The 17,547-nt window shown below is 53.7% G+C and carries 15 protein-coding genes and 2 pseudogenes; 12 read left to right on the forward strand and 5 right to left on the reverse strand.

What is annotated here, in order from left to right:
- The first annotated feature begins 232 nt into the window (after window positions 1-232).
- From rhaB to rhaM, 5 genes are all read left to right on the forward strand, one after another.
- A complete protein-coding gene (rhaB, locus tag QEN31_RS22600) occupies window positions 233-1,702 on the forward strand; it encodes a rhamnulokinase (RefSeq protein WP_000143970.1) in 1,470 nt (489 codons plus the stop codon).
- Entirely contained in the window at window positions 1,699-2,958 is a 1,260-nt protein-coding gene (gene rhaA / locus QEN31_RS22605) for an L-rhamnose isomerase (RefSeq protein WP_000211470.1), read from the forward strand. Before rhaB ends, rhaA begins: the two co-directional genes overlap by 4 nt.
- A gap of 142 nt (window positions 2,959-3,100) precedes the next feature.
- A complete protein-coding gene (rhaD, locus tag QEN31_RS22610) occupies window positions 3,101-3,928 on the forward strand; it encodes a rhamnulose-1-phosphate aldolase (protein ID WP_001179685.1) in 828 nt (275 codons plus the stop codon).
- 126 nt (window positions 3,929-4,054) lie between these two features.
- Complete coding sequence (gene fucO, locus QEN31_RS22615; RefSeq protein ID WP_000009249.1) at window positions 4,055-5,203, forward strand: lactaldehyde reductase; 1,149 nt, start codon at window positions 4,055-4,057, stop codon at window positions 5,201-5,203.
- A complete protein-coding gene (gene rhaM / locus QEN31_RS22620; RefSeq protein ID WP_000619478.1) occupies window positions 5,200-5,514 on the forward strand; it encodes an L-rhamnose mutarotase in 315 nt (104 codons plus the stop codon). Before fucO ends, rhaM begins: the two co-directional genes overlap by 4 nt.
- An 88-nt stretch (window positions 5,515-5,602) precedes the next feature.
- Here the strand turns inward: rhaM and QEN31_RS22625 are convergent, their stop codons facing one another.
- Window positions 5,603-6,151, reverse strand: a complete 549-nt coding sequence (locus tag QEN31_RS22625; protein WP_001517951.1) for a helix-turn-helix domain-containing protein — start codon at window positions 6,149-6,151, stop codon at window positions 5,603-5,605.
- A 100-nt stretch (window positions 6,152-6,251) separates the two neighbouring features.
- On the opposite strand from QEN31_RS22625, the gene QEN31_RS22630 reads away from it, so the two are divergent.
- Both QEN31_RS22630 and QEN31_RS22635 read left to right on the forward strand, forming a co-directional pair.
- Window positions 6,252-6,911, forward strand: coding sequence for an AzlC family ABC transporter permease (locus tag QEN31_RS22630; protein ID WP_000683586.1), 660 nt, complete (start codon window positions 6,252-6,254; stop codon window positions 6,909-6,911).
- Entirely contained in the window at window positions 6,911-7,234 is a 324-nt protein-coding gene (locus tag QEN31_RS22635) for an AzlD domain-containing protein (protein WP_000527676.1), read from the forward strand. Before QEN31_RS22630 ends, QEN31_RS22635 begins: the two co-directional genes overlap by 1 nt.
- A 354-nt stretch (window positions 7,235-7,588) precedes the next feature.
- On the opposite strand, the pseudogene QEN31_RS22640 reads toward QEN31_RS22635, so the two are convergent.
- From QEN31_RS22640 to QEN31_RS22650, 3 genes and pseudogenes are all read right to left on the reverse strand, one after another.
- Window positions 7,589-8,107 (reverse strand): annotated as a pseudogene (locus tag QEN31_RS22640) (DUF3829 domain-containing protein); the annotation flags it as partial.
- Window positions 8,108-8,122: 15 nt separating this feature from the next.
- A protein-coding gene (locus QEN31_RS22645; protein ID WP_095033700.1) for an IS1-like element IS1B family transposase occupies window positions 8,123-8,820 on the reverse strand; the annotation gives its coding sequence in 2 pieces (ribosomal slippage) (window positions 8,123-8,571 and window positions 8,571-8,820; 699 coding nt in all).
- 55 nt (window positions 8,821-8,875) lie between these two features.
- Window positions 8,876-9,466 (reverse strand): annotated as a pseudogene (locus QEN31_RS22650) (DUF3829 domain-containing protein); the annotation flags it as partial.
- A 182-nt stretch (window positions 9,467-9,648) separates the two neighbouring features.
- Here QEN31_RS22650 and QEN31_RS22655 point away from each other — a divergent pair.
- On the forward strand, window positions 9,649-10,680 hold the full coding sequence (locus QEN31_RS22655; RefSeq protein ID WP_000710966.1) for a YiiG family protein: 1,032 nt from the start codon (window positions 9,649-9,651) through the stop codon (window positions 10,678-10,680).
- A gap of 267 nt (window positions 10,681-10,947) precedes the next feature.
- Here QEN31_RS22655 and fdhD read toward each other — a convergent pair whose 3' ends face one another.
- Complete coding sequence (gene fdhD, locus QEN31_RS22660) at window positions 10,948-11,784, reverse strand: formate dehydrogenase accessory sulfurtransferase FdhD (protein ID WP_099949738.1); 837 nt, start codon at window positions 11,782-11,784, stop codon at window positions 10,948-10,950.
- Between the two features lie 194 nt (window positions 11,785-11,978).
- On the opposite strand from fdhD, the gene fdnG reads away from it, so the two are divergent.
- Genes fdnG through fdhE form a run of 4 tightly spaced genes read left to right on the forward strand, consistent with a single transcriptional unit; the run spans window position 11,979 to window position 17,502 of the window.
- On the forward strand, window positions 11,979-15,029 hold the full coding sequence (gene fdnG, locus QEN31_RS22665) for a formate dehydrogenase-N subunit alpha (RefSeq protein WP_010989087.1): 3,051 nt from the start codon (window positions 11,979-11,981) through the stop codon (window positions 15,027-15,029).
- 12 nt (window positions 15,030-15,041) lie between these two features.
- A complete protein-coding gene (gene fdxH / locus QEN31_RS22670; protein ID WP_000331361.1) occupies window positions 15,042-15,944 on the forward strand; it encodes a formate dehydrogenase subunit beta in 903 nt (300 codons plus the stop codon).
- The gene (gene fdoI, locus QEN31_RS22675; protein WP_000829025.1) at window positions 15,941-16,576 is read left to right on the forward strand and encodes a formate dehydrogenase cytochrome b556 subunit; all 636 of its coding nucleotides are present in this window, start codon (window positions 15,941-15,943) and stop codon (window positions 16,574-16,576) included. The genes fdxH and fdoI overlap by 4 nt, the downstream gene beginning before the upstream one ends.
- Entirely contained in the window at window positions 16,573-17,502 is a 930-nt protein-coding gene (fdhE, locus tag QEN31_RS22680; protein WP_000027730.1) for a formate dehydrogenase accessory protein FdhE, read from the forward strand. The genes fdoI and fdhE overlap by 4 nt, the downstream gene beginning before the upstream one ends.
- The last annotated feature ends 45 nt before the right edge of the window (window positions 17,503-17,547 follow it).

Genomic DNA, 17,547 nt, shown 5'->3' on the forward strand with positions numbered 1-17,547 from the left:
CACCTTAAATTTTTGACGCTAAAGCGCGCAAACATGGTCTTTTTTTCAAGAAAAGGCGGGAAAAAGCGGGAAATGCGGACGACATCACACCGGCCTATTAGTAGAAACTGTGAACGCTATCACGTTCATCTTTGCCTTGTTGCCAGCGGCTCATTTTCCTGTCAGTAACGAGAAGGTAGGTCTTTGAGGGCTTTTTTAGACTGTGCGCAATGACTCTAAGAAGGACCTGATTATGACTTTTCGCCATTGTGTCGCGGTTGATCTCGGCGCATCCAGCGGGCGCGTGATGCTGGCGCGTTACGACAGCAAACACCGTACCCTGACGCTACGTGAAATTCACCGTTTTGTGAACTGCCTACAAAAAACAGACGGGTTTGACACCTGGGACATCGACAGTCTGGAAAAGGATATCCGTCTTGGTCTGAAGAAAGTCTGCAATGAAGGCATTCTTATCGACAGCATCGGCATCGACACCTGGGGCGTCGATTATGTCCTGCTGGATAAACAAGGTCAGCGTGTCGGCCTGCCGGTCTCCTACCGCGATAACCGTACCACGGGCATCATGCCGCAAGCGCTGGTCCAGATCGGCAAAAGCGAAATCTATCGCCGCAGCGGGATTCAGTTTCTGCCGTTTAACACCATCTATCAGCTACGCGCGCTGACGAAACAACAGCCTGAGTTAACGGCGCAGGTCGCTCATGCGCTGCTGATGCCCGATTATTTCAGCTACCGCCTGACCGGTGAAATGAACTGGGAATACACCAACGCCACGACCACCCAGTTGGTCAATATCAATACCGATGACTGGGACGATACCCTGCTGGCGTGGACTGGCGCGAAAAAGAGCTGGTTCGGTCGCCCCTCGCACCCTGGCAATGTTATCGGCGACTGGATTTGCCCGCAGGGCAACCGTATTCCGGTGGTAGCCGTCGCCAGCCACGATACCGCCAGCGCCGTTATTGCCTCTCCGCTGGCAAATAAACATAGCGCTTACCTGTCTTCAGGCACCTGGTCATTGATGGGTTTTGAAAGCAAAATGCCCTACACCACTGATGAGGCGCTGGCCGCCAATATCACCAACGAAGGCGGCGCGGAAGGGCGTTATCGGGTACTGAAAAACATTATGGGTTTGTGGCTGCTCCAGCGTGTGCTGAAAGAACGGCGCATTACCGATCTGCCTGCGCTTATCGCCCAAACAGAAGCGCTGCCGGCCTGCCGTTTCCTGATTAACCCGAATGACGATCGCTTTATCAATCCTGACGATATGCGCGCTGAAATCCAGGCAGCCTGTCGCGAGACCGACCAGCCCGTTCCCGTCAGCGATGCCGAACTGGCGCGCTGCATTTTCGACAGTCTGGCGCTGTTGTATGCCGACATTCTGCACGAACAGGCAAATCTGCGCGGCGAAAAATTTACCCAACTGCATATTGTCGGCGGCGGATGCCAAAACTCGCTACTCAACCAGTTGTGCGCCGATGCATGTGGCATTCGCGTGATGGCCGGGCCGGTTGAAGCCTCCACCCTTGGCAATATTGGTATTCAGCTTATGACCCTCGACGAATTAAACAACGTCGATGACTTCCGTCAGGTCGTCAGCGCTAACTACGACCTGACAACCTATATCCCTAATCCTGATAGTGAAATTGCCCGCCACGTTGCGCAGTTTCAACCCAAACGACAGACAAAGGAGCTTTGCGCATGACCACTCAACTGGAACAAGCCTGGGAACTGGCAAAACAACGTTTCGCCGCAGTAGGTATTGATGTCGAGGAGGCGCTGCGCCAGCTCGATCGCCTGCCGGTTTCCATGCACTGCTGGCAGGGCGACGATGTTGCCGGATTCGAGAACCCGGAAGGTTCGCTGACGGGCGGAATTCAATCGACCGGCAACTATCCGGGCAAAGCGCGTAACGCCACCGAACTGCGCGCCGATCTGGAACAGGCGCTGCGTCTGATCCCAGGCCCAAAACGGCTGAACCTACACGCCATTTACCTTGAGTCGGATACGCCGGTTGCTCGCGACCAGATCAAACCGGAGCATTTTAAAAACTGGGTGGAGTGGGCGAAAGCGAACCGGCTGGGGCTGGATTTCAACCCCACCTGTTTTTCTCATCCACTGAGCGCTGACGGTTTTACCCTCTCTCATCCAGACGCGAAAATTCGCCAGTTCTGGATCGATCACTGCAAAGCCAGCCGCCGCGTCTCGGCATACTTTGGTGAGCAGCTCGGTACGCCGTCGGTGATGAACATCTGGATTCCGGACGGCATGAAAGACATTACCGTCGACCGTTTAGCCCCGCGCCAGCGCCTGCTGGAAGCGCTGGATGAGGTCATTAGCGAGAAATTCGACCCGGCGCACCACATCGACGCCGTTGAGAGCAAACTGTTTGGCATCGGCGCGGAAAGCTACACCGTCGGCTCCAATGAGTTCTACATGGGCTACGCCACCAGCCGTCAGACCGCGCTGTGCCTGGATGCGGGCCACTTCCATCCCACTGAAGTGATTTCCGACAAAATTTCCGCCGCCATGCTCTATGTGCCACGGCTGCTGCTGCACGTCAGCCGCCCGGTACGCTGGGATAGCGACCACGTGGTACTCCTGGACGATGAAACCCAGGCAATTGCCAGCGAAATCGTCCGTCATAACCTGTTCGACCGTGTGCATATCGGTCTGGATTTCTTCGACGCCTCTATCAACCGTGTCGCCGCGTGGGTTATCGGTACCCGCAACATGAAAAAAGCGCTGCTGCGCGCTCTGCTGGAACCCACAGATCAACTGCGTCAGCTTGAGGCCAGCGGCGATTACACCGCGCGTCTGGCGCTGCTGGAAGAGCAAAAATCTCTGCCGTGGCAGGCCGTCTGGGAAATGTATTGCCAGCGTCACGACACGCCGGCTGGCAGCCAGTGGCTGGACAGCGTTCGCGTCTATGAAAAAGAGATCCTGAGCAAACGTAGCTGACAGCGACACCTGATCTGTAGGCCGGATAAGACGCCCGCGTCGCCATCCGGCAATAAATGAAACACGATTGCCGGATGGCGCTGCGCTTATCCGGCCTACGTAAGACCCGAATAACCTTCGGGCAATAAATGGGAACACGAACATGCAAAATATTACCGATTCCTGGTTCGTCCAGGGCATGATTAAAGCCACGTCTGATGCGTGGCTGAAAGGGTGGGACGAACGTAATGGCGGTAACCTGACGCTGCGTCTGGATGAAGCCGATATCGCACCGTTTGCAGCTAATTTCCACGAAAAACCGCGCTACATCGCGCTAAGTCAACCCATGCCGCTGCTGGCGAATACGCCGTTTATCGTTACCGGTTCCGGCAAATTCTTCCGCAACGTGCAGCTCGATCCGGCAGCCAATTTAGGCGTGGTCAAAATCGACAGTGACGGCGCAGGCTACCACATTCTGTGGGGCTTAACCCACGACGCGGTACCCACCTCTGAACTCCCGGCGCATTTCCTCTCCCACTGCGAACGCATCAAAGCCACCCACGGCAAAGACCGCGTCATTATGCATTGCCATGCGACTAACCTGATCGCCCTCACCTACGTACTGGAAAACAACACTGCGCTGATCACCCGCAAACTGTGGGAAGGCAGCACCGAATGCCTGGTGGTATTCCCGGACGGTGTCGGCATTCTGCCGTGGATGGTGCCAGGCACCGATGAAATCGGCCAGGCTACCGCGCAAGAAATGCAGAAACATTCGCTGGTACTGTGGCCGTTCCACGGCGTGTTCGGAAGCGGACCTACGCTGGATGAAACCTTCGGTTTGATAGATACCGCAGAGAAATCCGCTGAGGTATTAGTCAAAATCTATTCGATGGGCGGTATGAAGCAGACCATCACGCGCGAAGAACTGGTCGCACTCGGCAAACGTTTTGGTGTGACACCGCTGGCCAGCGCCGTAGCGCTGTACTGATACCTCCCAACTCAACGCCGGATGCGGCTTTGCCTTATCCGGCCTACAGGACGGTGCGCATTTTACCGTAGGCCCGATAAGCGTAGCGCCATCGGGCAACAGGGAATTTTTTTAAGGAGAATAGTGATGAGCTTTATGTTGGCACTGCCAAAAATTAGCCTGCATGGCGCTGGAGCGATTGCCGATATGGTGAACCTCGTGGCGAATAAGCAATGGGGCAAAGCGCTGATCGTTACCGATGGTCAACTGGTAAAGCTGGGCCTGCTGGATAGCCTGTTTAGCGCACTGGATGAACATCAAATGTCTTACCACCTGTTTGATGAGGTGTTCCCAAACCCGACAGAAGAGCTGGTGCAGAAAGGTTTTGCGGCGTATCAGAGCGCAGAATGTGACTACATTATCGCCTTCGGCGGCGGCAGCCCGATCGATACCGCAAAAGCGGTGAAAATCCTCACCGCCAACCCTGGCCCTTCCACCGCCTACTCCGGCGTCGGCAAAGTGAAAAACGCCGGCGTACCGCTGGTAGCGATTAATACTACGGCAGGTACCGCGGCCGAGATGACCAGCAACGCGGTGATTATCGACTCTGCCCGTAAGGTCAAAGAGGTGATCATCGACCCGAATATCATCCCGGATATTGCCGTGGATGACGCCAGCGTCATGCTGGAAATCCCGGCGTCTGTGACCGCCGCAACCGGCATGGATGCCCTGACCCATGCGGTGGAAGCCTATGTCTCCGTTGGCGCGCATCCGCTTACCGACGCTAACGCGCTGGAAGCGATTCGCTTAATCAATTTGTGGCTACCGAAAGCGGTTGACGATGGCCATAACCTCGAAGCCCGTGAGCAAATGGCATTCGGCCAGTACCTGGCGGGTATGGCGTTCAACAGCGCCGGTTTGGGGCTGGTTCACGCGCTGGCGCACCAGCCGGGCGCAACTCACAACCTGCCGCACGGCGTCTGCAACGCTATCCTGCTGCCAATTGTCGAGAACTTTAACCGTCCGAACGCCGTCGCGCGTTTTGCCCGTATCGCACAGGCGATGGGCGTAGAGACGCGCGGTATGTCTGACGAAGCCGCAAGTCAGGAAGCGATTAACGCTATCCGTACGCTGAGCAAACGCGTCGGCATTCCAGAAGGTTTCAGCAAGCTGGGCGTCACAAAAGAAGATATCGAAGGCTGGCTGGATAAAGCCCTCGCCGACCCGTGCGCGCCGTGTAACCCGCGCACCGCCAGCCGCGATGAAGTTCGCGGGCTGTACCTGGAGGCGTTATGATCCGCAAAGCCTTTGTGATGCAGGTAAATGCCGACGCGCACGAGGAGTATCAGCGTCGTCATAACCCAATCTGGCCGGAGCTGGAAGCCGTATTAAAATCTCACGGCGCGCATCACTACGCGATTTATCTCGATCAGGAGCGCAATCTGCTGTTCGCCACCGTTGAGATTGAATCCGAGGAGCGCTGGAACGCCGTTGCCAGCACCGACGTTTGCCAGCGTTGGTGGAAACATATGCGTGACGTTATGCCCGCGAATCCGGATAACAGCCCGGTCAGCGCAGAGCTAAAAGAGGTGTTCTATCTGCAGTAAGTCGTGTGCCCGATGGCGCAAGCTTACCGGGCCTACGGTTTTATTTTTTGTCGGCCGGATAAGGCGGTTACGCCGCCATCCGGCAATTTCAATTCTGCTCCGCTACCAGGATAGCCTGAGTATCCGGTTCCAGCGCTTTAAAGATATGCGCCTGGTCGCCGGGATAACAAATGTAATCGCCCTCCGCCAGCTCTTCCGGCGCCTCGGTTAAGCCGACGAGGGCTTTTCCCTGCGTAACAATAATATGCTCCACCGACCCCGGCGGATGCGGATGAGAGATCCGGTCGGCCCCCGGCTGCGTCAACAGCAGATAGATATCACGCCGCGCGCCGGGCGGACACGCCGCCAGTAATATCGCCTGATAATGCGCCTGCTCCGCCACCACTTTGGTGCCTTCTCCGCGGCGAATCACCTGCGTTTTTTGTACCTGCGGCTCCAGCAGCCTGGCAAAGGGAATGTCGAGCGCGACGCATAGCGACCATAACGTCTCCAGGCTGGGGTTGCCGTTCCCTGCTTCCAGTTGTGAAAGCGTAGATTTAGCGATGCCTGCGCGCCGCGCAATCTCCGCCAGCGACAGTCCGGTTCGCTGGCGTTCGCGTACCAGACTTCTGGCAATGACGCTAATAGGTTGTGTCATAAAGCATCCAACGTTCACTATAACGAACGAAATGTTCGTCTTGTAAAGCAAATCTGTTCCGTTCATTATAATGAAAATTCGTTCGATATGACTAAAGAAGATGAAACACTATTTTTCCTGTCTCAAGGGAGACACGATAAAAGCGATATTTTTAGTGTGCCTGGCCGTGGGCGTCGTCGGCATGTCCTATGGCTCACTGGCGATGGCCTACGGTTTCCCACTGTGGGTGCCGTTTGTCCTCTCTATTTTTGTGCTGGCGGGCGCGTCCGAATTTATGTTTATCGGCATTGTTGCCAGCGGCGGCAATCCGTTAGCGGCGGCGGCGGCAGGACTGCTGGTGAATGCGCGCCACGTGCCGTTTGGCGTAACGGTGCGCGATTTGGTTGGCACCCGCGCCGCCAGCTTTTTCGGCTGCCATATTATGAATGATGAGAGCGTGGTGTTCGGCCTGTCGCAAAAAACACCCGAACAACGTAAAGCCGCCTACTGGCTATGCGGTCTGGGCGTCGCCCTATTCTGGCCGATTGGCACACTGATTGGCGCTGGTGTCGGCAAACTGCTTCCGGCCCCAGAAACCATCGGTCTGGATGCCGTATTCCCGGCAATCTTACTGGCGCTGGTGATCCCGGCGTTTAAAAACCGCACCACATTGATTCGTGGTTGCAGCGGCGCCGCGCTGTCGCTTGCCGCCGTTCCTTTTGTGGCTGCCGGATTGCCGGTGTTGCTTTCGCTGCTTGGCCTACTGGCGAGGAAAAAATAATGGGCAATATGACGCTATTTATTATCGGTATTGCTCTTTTGTCTGCGGGAACCTATTTGATGCGCCTCGGCGGCGCGAAACTTGGCAGCCGTCTGGCGCTGTCTGAGCGTTCACAGGCGCTGCTCTCGGATGCGGCAACGGTGCTGCTATTCTCCGTCGCGCTGGCGACCACCTTTTACGAAGGCGAACATTTTGCCGGAATGGCGCGCGTTCTTGGGGTTGGCTTCGCCGTATTTTTAGCCTGGCGTAAAATGCCGCTTATTGTGGTGATTATCGCCGCTGCGGTAGTGACAGCACTGTTGCGGCTGGCAGGTATTAATTAACGTCTTACAGAACAGTTGGACGTGACACCCTATAAGTGATGAAGGCTGGGCCGCCCTATGCTGAAGTAGCTCAGAATTTTCGCATCAGGGGGATAAATGCTTTCCATATAAATGCCGATCCTCAATGACACTACCAGTACCTTCCAGCGTGACGTCAACATCTTGTGATAGCTTCAGATTACTGGTTTTTCTAATAACTCTCTTTAGTTAATGTTTACGTCAGCTATTTTTACGGATATTGCCTGATGAAGAATACATGAACGAAAAAAGCGCCTGATCGGCGCTTTTTATTGGCGTTATCGCGTAATTTTATAGGCACTTGCGCCAGCCTGTGCGCAGTTAATGTGCCGTCACTCAACGCAGGCGGTTATAATCATCCACCATCTCGTTATAACTTCTCAACGACGCCGGATAAGAATCCGCAACCATCCATCCTGTTGCAGGGTCCTGCACCCGTTTCTTTTCAAAATCAGAATACTCAACATTGTCTCTGATGCGACGAATATATTTTTTAGCTTGTAGCTGATAATCAGCCGCAGAGCTGATGAAAGAAGAATTACGGCCATCAGTATTCACTTCTTTCAATTGCGCAATCATTGTTTCCAGTTCCGCGACTTTTTTCATCATCGCTTCGGCATCAAAGGTATCGGCAGAAATAACCTTGTTGATCTGCTTTGCCGAAATCATGACAGCCAGAGAATAATAGTTAAATGTTTTGCCTTCCGCTTCTTCTATTCTCTTCAACTGTGTCAATTGCCGCCTGTCATTTATTTCCTGAATAGCCTCATGATATTTTTCCGAGACGGGTTTAAAATCCTCGATATTCTTCAGTAATGTCTGATGCAGCGCCTTACCTTTAGCAAAGGCATCATCGGTAATGACTCCAACTTATTGATAGTGTTTTATGTTCAGATAATGCCCGATGACTTTGTCATGCAGCTCCACCGATTTTGAGAACGACAGCGACTTCCGTCCCAGCCGTGCCAGGTGCTGCCTCAGATTCAGGTTATGCCGCTCAATTCGCTGCGTATATCGCTTGCTGATTACGTGCAGCTTTCCCTTCAGGCGGGATTCATACAGCGGCCAGCCATCCGTCATCCATATCACCACGTCAAAGGGTGACAGCAGGCTCATAAGACGCCCCAGCGTCGCCATCGTGCGTTCACCGAATACGTGCGCAACAACCGTCTTCCGGAGCCTGTCATACGCGTAAAACAGCCAGCGCTGGCGCGATTTAGCCCCGACGTATCCCCACTGTTCGTCCATTTCCGCGCAGACGATGACGTCACTGCCCGGCTGTATGCGCGAGGTTACCGACTGCGGCCTGAGTTTTTTAAATGGCGGAAAATCGTGTTGAGGCCAACGCCCATAATGCGGGCGGTTGCCCGGCATCCAACGCCATTCATGGCCATATCAATGATTTTCTGGTGCGTACCGGGTTGAGAAGCGGTGTAAGTGAACTGCAGTTGCCATGTTTTACGGCAGTGAGAGCAGAGATAGCGCTGATGTCCGGCAGTGCTTTTGCCGTTACGCACCACCCCGTCAGTAGCTGAACAGGAGGGACAGCTGATAGAAACAGAAGCCACTGGAGCACCTCAAAAACACCATCATACACTAAATCAGTAAGTTGGCAGCATCACCGGCATCATCTTTATAGTTTTCCTGGGTATAATATTTTTCCATTTCGTTAATGGTATTACCCAGCGCGGCGGCGCTATCAATATAGCTAACGGCAACGCCATCAATAGGCTCAAGTAATGGCGTTAAGGCGGCCACCTGTTTCATCTCTTTCTGGCAATTCGTTATGTAAGACTCCGTAATACCATAAATGCCATAAACCAGGCTCTCTTTCCCTGTCGGACCTTTTTTAAAGTCTTTCACCCAATCCGCGTAACGCGCCAGACTGTGCTGAACGGGCAATTGAAGTTTATTAAAACAATCGATATAGACATCCATTTTTTCACTATAAACTTCTTCAGCGTCAACCTCCGGCTGAGCTGGCGTTTCTGGTTTCGCCACCGGGGGCTGAGTTGCCGTTTCTGGCTTCGCTGCTGAGGGCTGCGCTGGACTTTCGCCAGATTGCGTTTCCGGCGTCTGAGAAGGCGCTGGCGTCGCAGGCTGACTGCTGGCGGCCGGCGTCGCCTCGGTTTTAACATTATTGTCATCACATCCTGTTGCGCCCAGGGTCATTAGCGCAATGATTATCGCTGAGGATAATAAATTCCTTTTCATTTAATTGCCTTTTGTATATTTACGTTGGGGTTCTCTTATTTTAACGAACACATTGATATTGATAATGTTAATTATAATGAAATATGCATTAAGTATTTTTTGTGTTGAATAAATCACATACCTGTTTTTTTTCATTAAAATGAATCTGTAAATTTCAATGATATTATTTATAGGTTATTCTAATGAAAAAGGATTTGTTATCATCAATTATTATCGCTATGCTGATGACTGCCGGGCTAAGCGCTTGTGATGAAAAAAAAGCGGACGAACAACCTGTAGCTCAGAGTGCGGACTCATCAGCGAGCAATACACAACCCACATCAGCGGAAAGCGCAGATGCGAACGATGTTCTTAACCAAAAGCTGAATGTTTACATTGATTGTTATAATAATCTCCAGGCAGATATTTACCGTGCTGTAAATCGTTATGCTAACACATTCGACGATTTCCGCACCGGCCCTACCGGTAAGGAAGACGATCCCTCTCCGCTGGTTCCTGTGTATCCTGCATTTATCCAGGACTGCCGGAAAGACATCAAGGCGGCGGCTGAATTAAAGCCGGCGTTTGCCTCTCTGGATAGTGCTGCTCTGGCATTTATTAATGCGGCTGGGCCACTAGCTGAAACAATCAATAGTATGAATAAATACTATGATCAAGATAACTTCAAGGATGATGCCTTTGCTGGCGCTAAAGCGTTCCATAAAACGTTTATAAAACAGTTCGATGAGTTTGATCCCATTGCGAAGAAATATATCGCCGAGATTACCATTATGAGTGGGCAGCATGCGGCTAATGAAATTAAGGCGACCGAGAAGAAAGAAGGTAAATCCATTAAGTACTATACGCTTTTGACGATGCAGGAAGCCGAGACGCTTAATGACGCTGTAGCTGATGATTCTTTTGATGTGGCGGCAGTAAGCAAACAGCTCGCTGATTTTGAAGAGCATACTCAGAAGCTAAACGAGAAGATCAACGTTGATATAGATAAACATCGTAGCTTCCCTGGCTTTATTTCTGAGCTGGAAAAATTCCAGGGCAAGGTGAAAAAACGCATTCGGCGCGTGCGCGATAACGTGGCGTATACCTCGCATGAGCAGGACTACCTCAATAGCGGCAGCGGCGATATGGTAGATGGTTCTTATGAGGCTGTGGTTAAAGCTTATAACGAACTCATCGACACCTATAATGGCTATCATCTTGAGCGTGAGTTCTAAGCTTTTCACGCTGCAAATCGCGTGCATATAACCGCTAAACTGAGCAAATAAGTCGTTAGCGACTGCCAAAAGAGCGCCCCAGGGGCGCTTTTTTCGTTCGAAGTATTACCGGGTAGCAAGCGCCTCGTGAATGGCTGGAATAAGCTGCGGTCCAGCATAAAAACGATTAAAACCTGTATGGCCTCGCCACTATACGTGATTCCGTTATCAAGAGAGGCTGTAAAATTGAGAAAATATATATTTTACGCAAATGTAGAGGGTACTATTTTAGTCTGCGATTAACCGCTGCGGATGGGTATAAATCGTCGCCCGACCCGGCTTACAGAACCCCACCAGCGTCAGATTGCAGCGTTCAGCCACCTCGACCGCCAGCGTCGTTGCGGCAGAGACGGCAAACAGAATTTCAACGCCGCACATCGCGGACTTCTGCACCATTTCGTAACTCGCGCGACTGGAAACCAGCGCCGCGCCTTGCCGCCATTCCTCACCTTCCGTAGCGCGGCGGCCGAGCAGTTTATCCAGCGCAACGTGGCGTCCGACATCTTCATGGCCCCCCGCCAGTTCACCCGACGGCATGACCCATGCCGCAGCGTGCGTACAACCCGTCAGCTTACCCGTCGGTTGAAAATCATTCAGATGTTTTAACGCGCGATCAAGGTTACCGAGATTAAACGTTTGGCTAAACGGCAGCGGTTGCACCGGCTTACCGATGTCATTGAGCTGTTCCACGCCACATACGCCGCAACCGGTACGTCCGGCCAGCGCGCGACGACGCGCTTTCAGCCCCATAAATCGACGGCTGGAAAGATCAATCTGCACTTCAAGTCCGTTACAGGACGGTACAACGTCCATGCCATAGATTTCACGCGGGCTGTCAATGATCCCTTCCGACAGAGAAAACCCCATTGCAAAATGCGTCAGATCTTTCGGAGAGGCCATCATAACGACATGCGAAATGCCGTTATACACCAGTGCCACTGGCACTTCCTCGGCAACATCATCAAGTTGGGGGGACTGCAAATCCTCGCGTTTCCAGAGAGTCAACTGGCGTGAGATTGTGAAATCAGTCACATTTAGGACTTCTTCAGACAGTATATTGTTCACTTTCTTTTAACCATATAAGAACACACACACCAACATTATGGTATTCTGTTACAACTCCTCCCGGATGGAGGAAAATTTATCCAATTCTGAACCTTTGCGGGCCCGTCCGCAAAGAAAAATAACAACCACTCCCTGAGCGTTTCGGATAGAGAAATGTGAAAGAGAAGTGACAATGTCGAAACAAGGAGCAAACCATGCAGGTCAGCAGAAGGCAGTTCTTTAAGATCTGCGCTGGCGGTATGGCAGGCACCACGGCGGCGGCACTGGGCTTCGCGCCCGGCGTAGCGCTAGCGGAAACACGGCAATATAAACTGCTGCGCACCCGCGAAACCCGTAACACCTGCACCTACTGTTCCGTTGGCTGCGGGCTGTTGATGTACAGCCTCGGCGACGGTGCGAAAAACGCCAAAGCATCTATTTTCCATATCGAAGGGGACCCGGATCATCCGGTAAGCCGTGGCGCGCTGTGCCCGAAAGGGGCCGGTCTGGTGGACTTTATCCACTCTGAAAGCCGCCTGAAATTCCCGCAATACCGCGCGCCGGGTTCAGATAAGTGGCAACAAATCAGTTGGGAAGAAGCGTTTGACCGCATCGCTAAACTGATGAAGGAAGATCGCGACGCCAACTATCAGGCGCAGAACGCCGAAGGCGTTACCGTTAACCGCTGGCTCACCACCGGGATGCTGTGCGCTTCCGCATCCAGTAACGAGACGGGTTATTTAACGCAAAAATTCTCCCGCGCGCTGGGTATGCTCGCGGTCGACAACCAGGCGCGTGTCTGACACGGACCAACGGTAGCAAGTCTTGCTCCAACATTTGGTCGCGGTGCGATGACCAACCACTGGGTCGACATCAAGAACGCCAACCTCGTCGTGGTGATGGGCGGTAACGCCGCAGAAGCTCACCCGGTCGGGTTCCGCTGGGCGATGGAAGCCAAAATTCACAACGGCGCGAAGCTGATTGTGATCGATCCGCGCTTTACGCGTACCGCGTCGGTGGCCGATTTCTATGCGCCAATACGCTCTGGTACTGACATTGCCTTCTTGTCAGGCGTGATGCTGTATCTGCTGACCAACGAAAAATACAACCGTGAATACACCGAGGCCTATACCAATGCCAGCCTGATCGTGCGTGAAGATTTTGGCTTCGATGATGGTCTGTTCACTGGCTATGACGCCGACAAGCGTCAGTACGATAAAACCAGTTGGCACTATGAGCTGGACGAAAACGGTTTTGCCAAACACGATACGACACTGCAACACCCGCGCTGTGTCTGGAATCTGTTGAAACAGCATGTCTCACGCTACACGCCGGACATGGTAGAAAATATCTGCGGTACGCCGAAAGCGGACTTCCTGAAAGTGTGCGAGTACATTGCAGAAACCAGCGCAAAAGATAAAACAGCGTCGTTCCTGTACGCGCTGGGCTGGACGCAGCATTCCATCGGTGCGCAGAACATCCGTACTATGGCGATGATCCAGCTTCTGCTCGGTAACATGGGGATGGCGGGCGGCGGCGTTAACGCCCTGCGCGGTCACTCCAACATTCAGGGACTGACCGACTTAGGACTGCTGTCGCAAAGTCTGCCGGGCTATCTGACGCTGCCGAGCGAAAAACAGACCGACCTGCAAACCTATCTGGCTGCCAATACGCCGAAGCCATTGTTGAAGGATCAGGTCAACTACTGGGGCAACTATCCGAAATTCTTCGTCTCGATGATGAAGGCCTTCTTTGGTGATAAAGCGACAGCGGAAAATAGCTGGGGCTTCGACTGGCTACCGAAGTGGGACAAAGGGTACGATGTACTGCAGTACTTCGAGATGATGAAACAGGGCAAGGTCAACGGCTATATCTGCCAGGGCTTTAACCCGGTGGCCTCATTCCCGAACAAAAACAAAGTGGTCGCATCGCTTTCCAAACTGAAGTACCTGGTGACTATCGATCCGCTCAACACCGAAACGTCCACCTTCTGGCAAAACCACGGTGAGTCGAACGACGTTGATCCCGCAAAAATCCAGACCGAAGTGTTCCGTCTGCCTTCCACCTGTTTTGCCGAGGAAAATGGTTCCATCGTTAACTCCGGTCGTTGGTTACAGTGGCACTGGAAGGGCGCGGACGCCCCGGGAATTGCCATGACCGACGGCGAAATCCTCGCCGGTATCTTCTTACGCCTGCGTAAGATGTACTCTGAACAGGGCGGCGCCAACCCGGAACAGGTGCTGAATATGACCTGGAACTACACCAAACCATACGAACCCGCCTCTGAAGAAGTGGCGATGGAAAGTAACGGTAAAGCGCTGGCCGATCTTATCGATCCGGCAACCGGCGCGGTGGTGGTGAAGAAAGGCCAACAACTCAGTTCGTTCGCGCAACTGCGCGATGACGGTACGACGTCCAGCGGCTGCTGGATTTTCGCCGGTAGCTGGACGCCGGAAGGCAACATGATGGCGCGTCGTGATAACGCCGACCCGTCTGGTCTCGGCAACACGCTGGGCTGGGCATGGGCATGGCCGCTTAACCGCCGCATCCTCTATAACCGCGCCTCCGCCGATCCGCAGGGTAATCCCTGGGACCCGAAACGTCAGCTACTGAAATGGGAAGGCGGAAAATGGGCCGGATGGGATATTCCGGACTACAGCGCCGCCGCGCCCGGCAGCGACGTCGGACCGTTTATCATGCAGCCGGAAGGGATGGGTCGCCTGTTTGCTATCGATAAGATGGCGGAAGGGCCGTTCCCGGAACACTACGAGCCGTTTGAAACGCCGCTGGGCACTAACCCGCTGCACCCGAACGTTATCTCTAACCCTGCCGCCCGTATCTTTAAAGACGATGCCGACGCGCTGGGTAAAGCGGATAAGTTCCCGTATGTCGGAACTACTTACCGTCTGACCGAGCACTTCCACTACTGGACCAAGCACGCGTTGCTTAACGCTATCGCCCAGCCGGAACAGTTTGTGGAAATTGGCGAGAAGCTGGCGAATAAGCTCGGTATCGCGCATGGCGATACCGTGAAGGTCTCCTCGAACCGCGGCTATATCAAAGCCAAAGCGGTGGTGACCAAGCGTATTCGCACGCTGAAAGCGGACGGCAAGGATATCGATACCATCGGTATTCCTATTCACTGGGGCTACGAAGGCGTGGCGAAAAAAGGCTTTATCGCCAATACGTTAACGCCTTTCGTCGGTGATGCGAACACGCAAACGCCGGAGTTTAAATCCTTCCTTGTGAACGTGGAAAAGGTGTAACGGAGACGACCTATGGCTTATCAATCGCAAGACATCATTCGTCGTTCCGCCACTAACGGTTTCACCCCCGCGCCCCAGGCGCGGGACCACCAGGAAGAGGTGGCGAAACTCATCGACGTCACCACCTGTATCGGCTGTAAAGCGTGTCAGGTGGCGTGCTCCGAGTGGAACGACATCCGTGATGAAGTGGGCAATAACGTCGGGGTGTATGACAACCCGGCGGACTTAACCGCGAAATCCTGGACGGTGATGCGCTTCTCGGAAGTGGAACAGAACGACAAACTGGAGTGGCTGATCCGTAAGGATGGCTGTATGCACTGCGCCGATCCAGGCTGCCTGAAGGCCTGTCCGGCGGAAGGGGCGATCATTCAGTACGCTAACGGTATTGTCGACTTCCAGTCCGAGCAGTGTATCGGCTGCGGCTACTGTATCGCTGGCTGCCCGTTCAACGTGCCGCGCCTCAACCCGGAAGACAACCGCGTCTATAAATGTACGCTGTGCGTTGACCGCGTGACCGTCGGGCAAGAACCGGCCTGCGTGAAGACCTGTCCAACCGGCGCCATTCATTTTGGCTCGAAAGAGGATATGAAAACGCTGGCGGGCGAGCGTGTGGCGGAACTAAAAACCCGTGGTTATGACAACGCGGGTCTGTACGATCCGGCGGGAGTAGGCGGTACGCATGTCATGTACGTGCTGCATCATGCCGACAAGCCGAATCTGTATCACGGTCTGCCGGAAAACCCGGAAATCAGCGAAACCGTTAAGTTCTGGAAAGGCGTCTGGAAACCGCTCGCCGCGTTCGGTTTTGCCGCGACCTTTGCCGCCAGCGTCTTCCACTATGTCGGCGTCGGCCCGAACCGCGCGGAAGAGGAAGATGACAACCTGCATGAAGAGAAAGACGAGGTGCGCAAATGAAACGACGTGACACCATCGTGCGCTATACGGCGCCGGAACGCATCAACCACTGGATCGTCGCTTTCTGCTTCGTGCTGGCGGCGGTGAGCGGGCTGGGCTTTTTATTCCCATCCTTCAACTGGTTGATGCATATCCTGGGCACCCCGCAACTGGCGCGAATTCTGCACCCGTTTGTGGGCGTGGTTATGTTTGCCTCGTTCATCATCATGTTTTTCCGTTATTGGCACCACAATCTAATCAATCGGGATGATATCTTTTGGGCGAAGAATATTCGTAAGATCGTCGTCAACGAGGAAGTGGGTGACACCGGGCGTTATAACTTCGGTCAGAAATGCGTATTCTGGGCGGCGATTATCTTCCTGGTGCTGCTGCTGGTGAGCGGGGTAATTATCTGGCGTCCGTACTTTGCGCCTGCTTTCTCAATCCCGGTGATCCGATTCGCGTTAATGTTGCATTCTTTTGCCGCAGTAGCGTTAATTGTGGTTATCATGGTGCATATCTACGCCGCCCTTTGGGTGAAAGGCACCATTACCGCGATGGTGGAAGGCTGGGTAACCCGGTCGTGGGCGAAGAAACATCACCCGCGCTGGTACCGAGAAGTCCGCAAGACAACGGAAAAAGAAACTGAATGAGTATTCGCATAATCCCGCAAGATGAGCTGGGGTCGAGCGAGAAACGTACGGCGGATATGATTCCGCCGTTATTGTTCCCCCGACTCAAAAACGTCTACAACCGCCGCGCCGAACGTCTGCGCGAGCTGGCTGAAAATAACCCGCTGGGCGATTACCTGCGCTTTGCCGCGCTTATCGCGCACGCGCAGGAAGTGGTGCTGTACGACCATCCGCTGGAGATGGATCTGACCGCACGTATTAAAGAAGCGAACGACCAGGGCAAGCCGCCGCTGGATATCCACGTGCTGCCGCGTGATAAGCACTGGCAAAAACTGCTGCATTCGTTAATTGCCGAGCTAAAACCCGAGATGAGCGGCCCCGCGCTGGCGGTGATCGAGAACCTGGAGAAAGCCTCAGAGCAGGAGCTGGAGCAGATGGCCAGCGCGCTGTTTGCCTCGGATTTTGCCTCCGTCAGCAGCGATAAAGCCCCCTTTATCTGGGCCGCGCTCTCCCTTTACTGGGCGCAAATGGCCAGCTTGATTCCAGGCAAAGCCCGCGCGGAATACGGTGAAGCGCGCCAGTATTGCCCGGTGTGCGGTTCGATGCCGGTCTCCAGCATGGTGCAGATCGGCACCACGCAGGGGCTGCGTTATCTGCACTGTAACCTGTGCGAAACCGAATGGCATGTCGTGCGCGTAAAATGCAGTAACTGCGAACAGAGCCGCGACTTACACTACTGGTCGCTGGAAAATGAGCAGGCTGCGGTGAAAGCCGAAAGCTGCGGCGATTGCGGGACTTACCTGAAGATTCTCTATCAGGAAAAAGACCCGAAAGTAGAAGCAGTGGCCGACGACCTCGCCTCGCTGGTGCTGGACGCGCGCATGGAACAGGAGGGCTTCGCCCGCAGTTCCATCAACCCGTTCCTGTTCCCGGGGGAAGGGGAATAAGTTCTCTGGTATACCGGCTAGCAATCTACGTTAGCCGGATCATTG

This window comes from Salmonella sp. SA15303, from assembly GCF_029962125.1.
GTDB lineage: Bacteria > Pseudomonadota > Gammaproteobacteria > Enterobacterales > Enterobacteriaceae > Salmonella > Salmonella enterica.

Excerpts from the sequence above, each read along its gene's own strand:
- QEN31_RS22630 (WP_000683586.1), top strand. The coding sequence starts at position 6,252 with ATGAAACACTATTTTTCCTGTCTCAAGGGAGACACGATAAAAGCGATA.
- fdxH (WP_000331361.1), top strand. The coding sequence starts at position 15,042 with ATGGCTTATCAATCGCAAGACATCATTCGTCGTTCCGCCACTAACGGT.
- rhaA (WP_000211470.1), top strand. The coding sequence starts at position 1,699 with ATGACCACTCAACTGGAACAAGCCTGGGAACTGGCAAAACAACGTTTC.
- QEN31_RS22635 (WP_000527676.1), top strand. The coding sequence starts at position 6,911 with ATGGGCAATATGACGCTATTTATTATCGGTATTGCTCTTTTGTCTGCG.
- rhaD (WP_001179685.1), top strand. The coding sequence starts at position 3,101 with ATGCAAAATATTACCGATTCCTGGTTCGTCCAGGGCATGATTAAAGCC.
- QEN31_RS22655 (WP_000710966.1), top strand. The coding sequence starts at position 9,649 with ATGAAAAAGGATTTGTTATCATCAATTATTATCGCTATGCTGATGACT.
- fdoI (WP_000829025.1), top strand. The coding sequence starts at position 15,941 with ATGAAACGACGTGACACCATCGTGCGCTATACGGCGCCGGAACGCATC.
- fucO (WP_000009249.1), top strand. The coding sequence starts at position 4,055 with ATGAGCTTTATGTTGGCACTGCCAAAAATTAGCCTGCATGGCGCTGGA.
- rhaB (WP_000143970.1), top strand. The coding sequence starts at position 233 with ATGACTTTTCGCCATTGTGTCGCGGTTGATCTCGGCGCATCCAGCGGG.
- rhaM (WP_000619478.1), top strand. The coding sequence starts at position 5,200 with ATGATCCGCAAAGCCTTTGTGATGCAGGTAAATGCCGACGCGCACGAG.
- fdhE (WP_000027730.1), top strand. The coding sequence starts at position 16,573 with ATGAGTATTCGCATAATCCCGCAAGATGAGCTGGGGTCGAGCGAGAAA.
- QEN31_RS22625 (WP_001517951.1), bottom strand. The coding sequence starts at position 6,151 with ATGACACAACCTATTAGCGTCATTGCCAGAAGTCTGGTACGCGAACGC.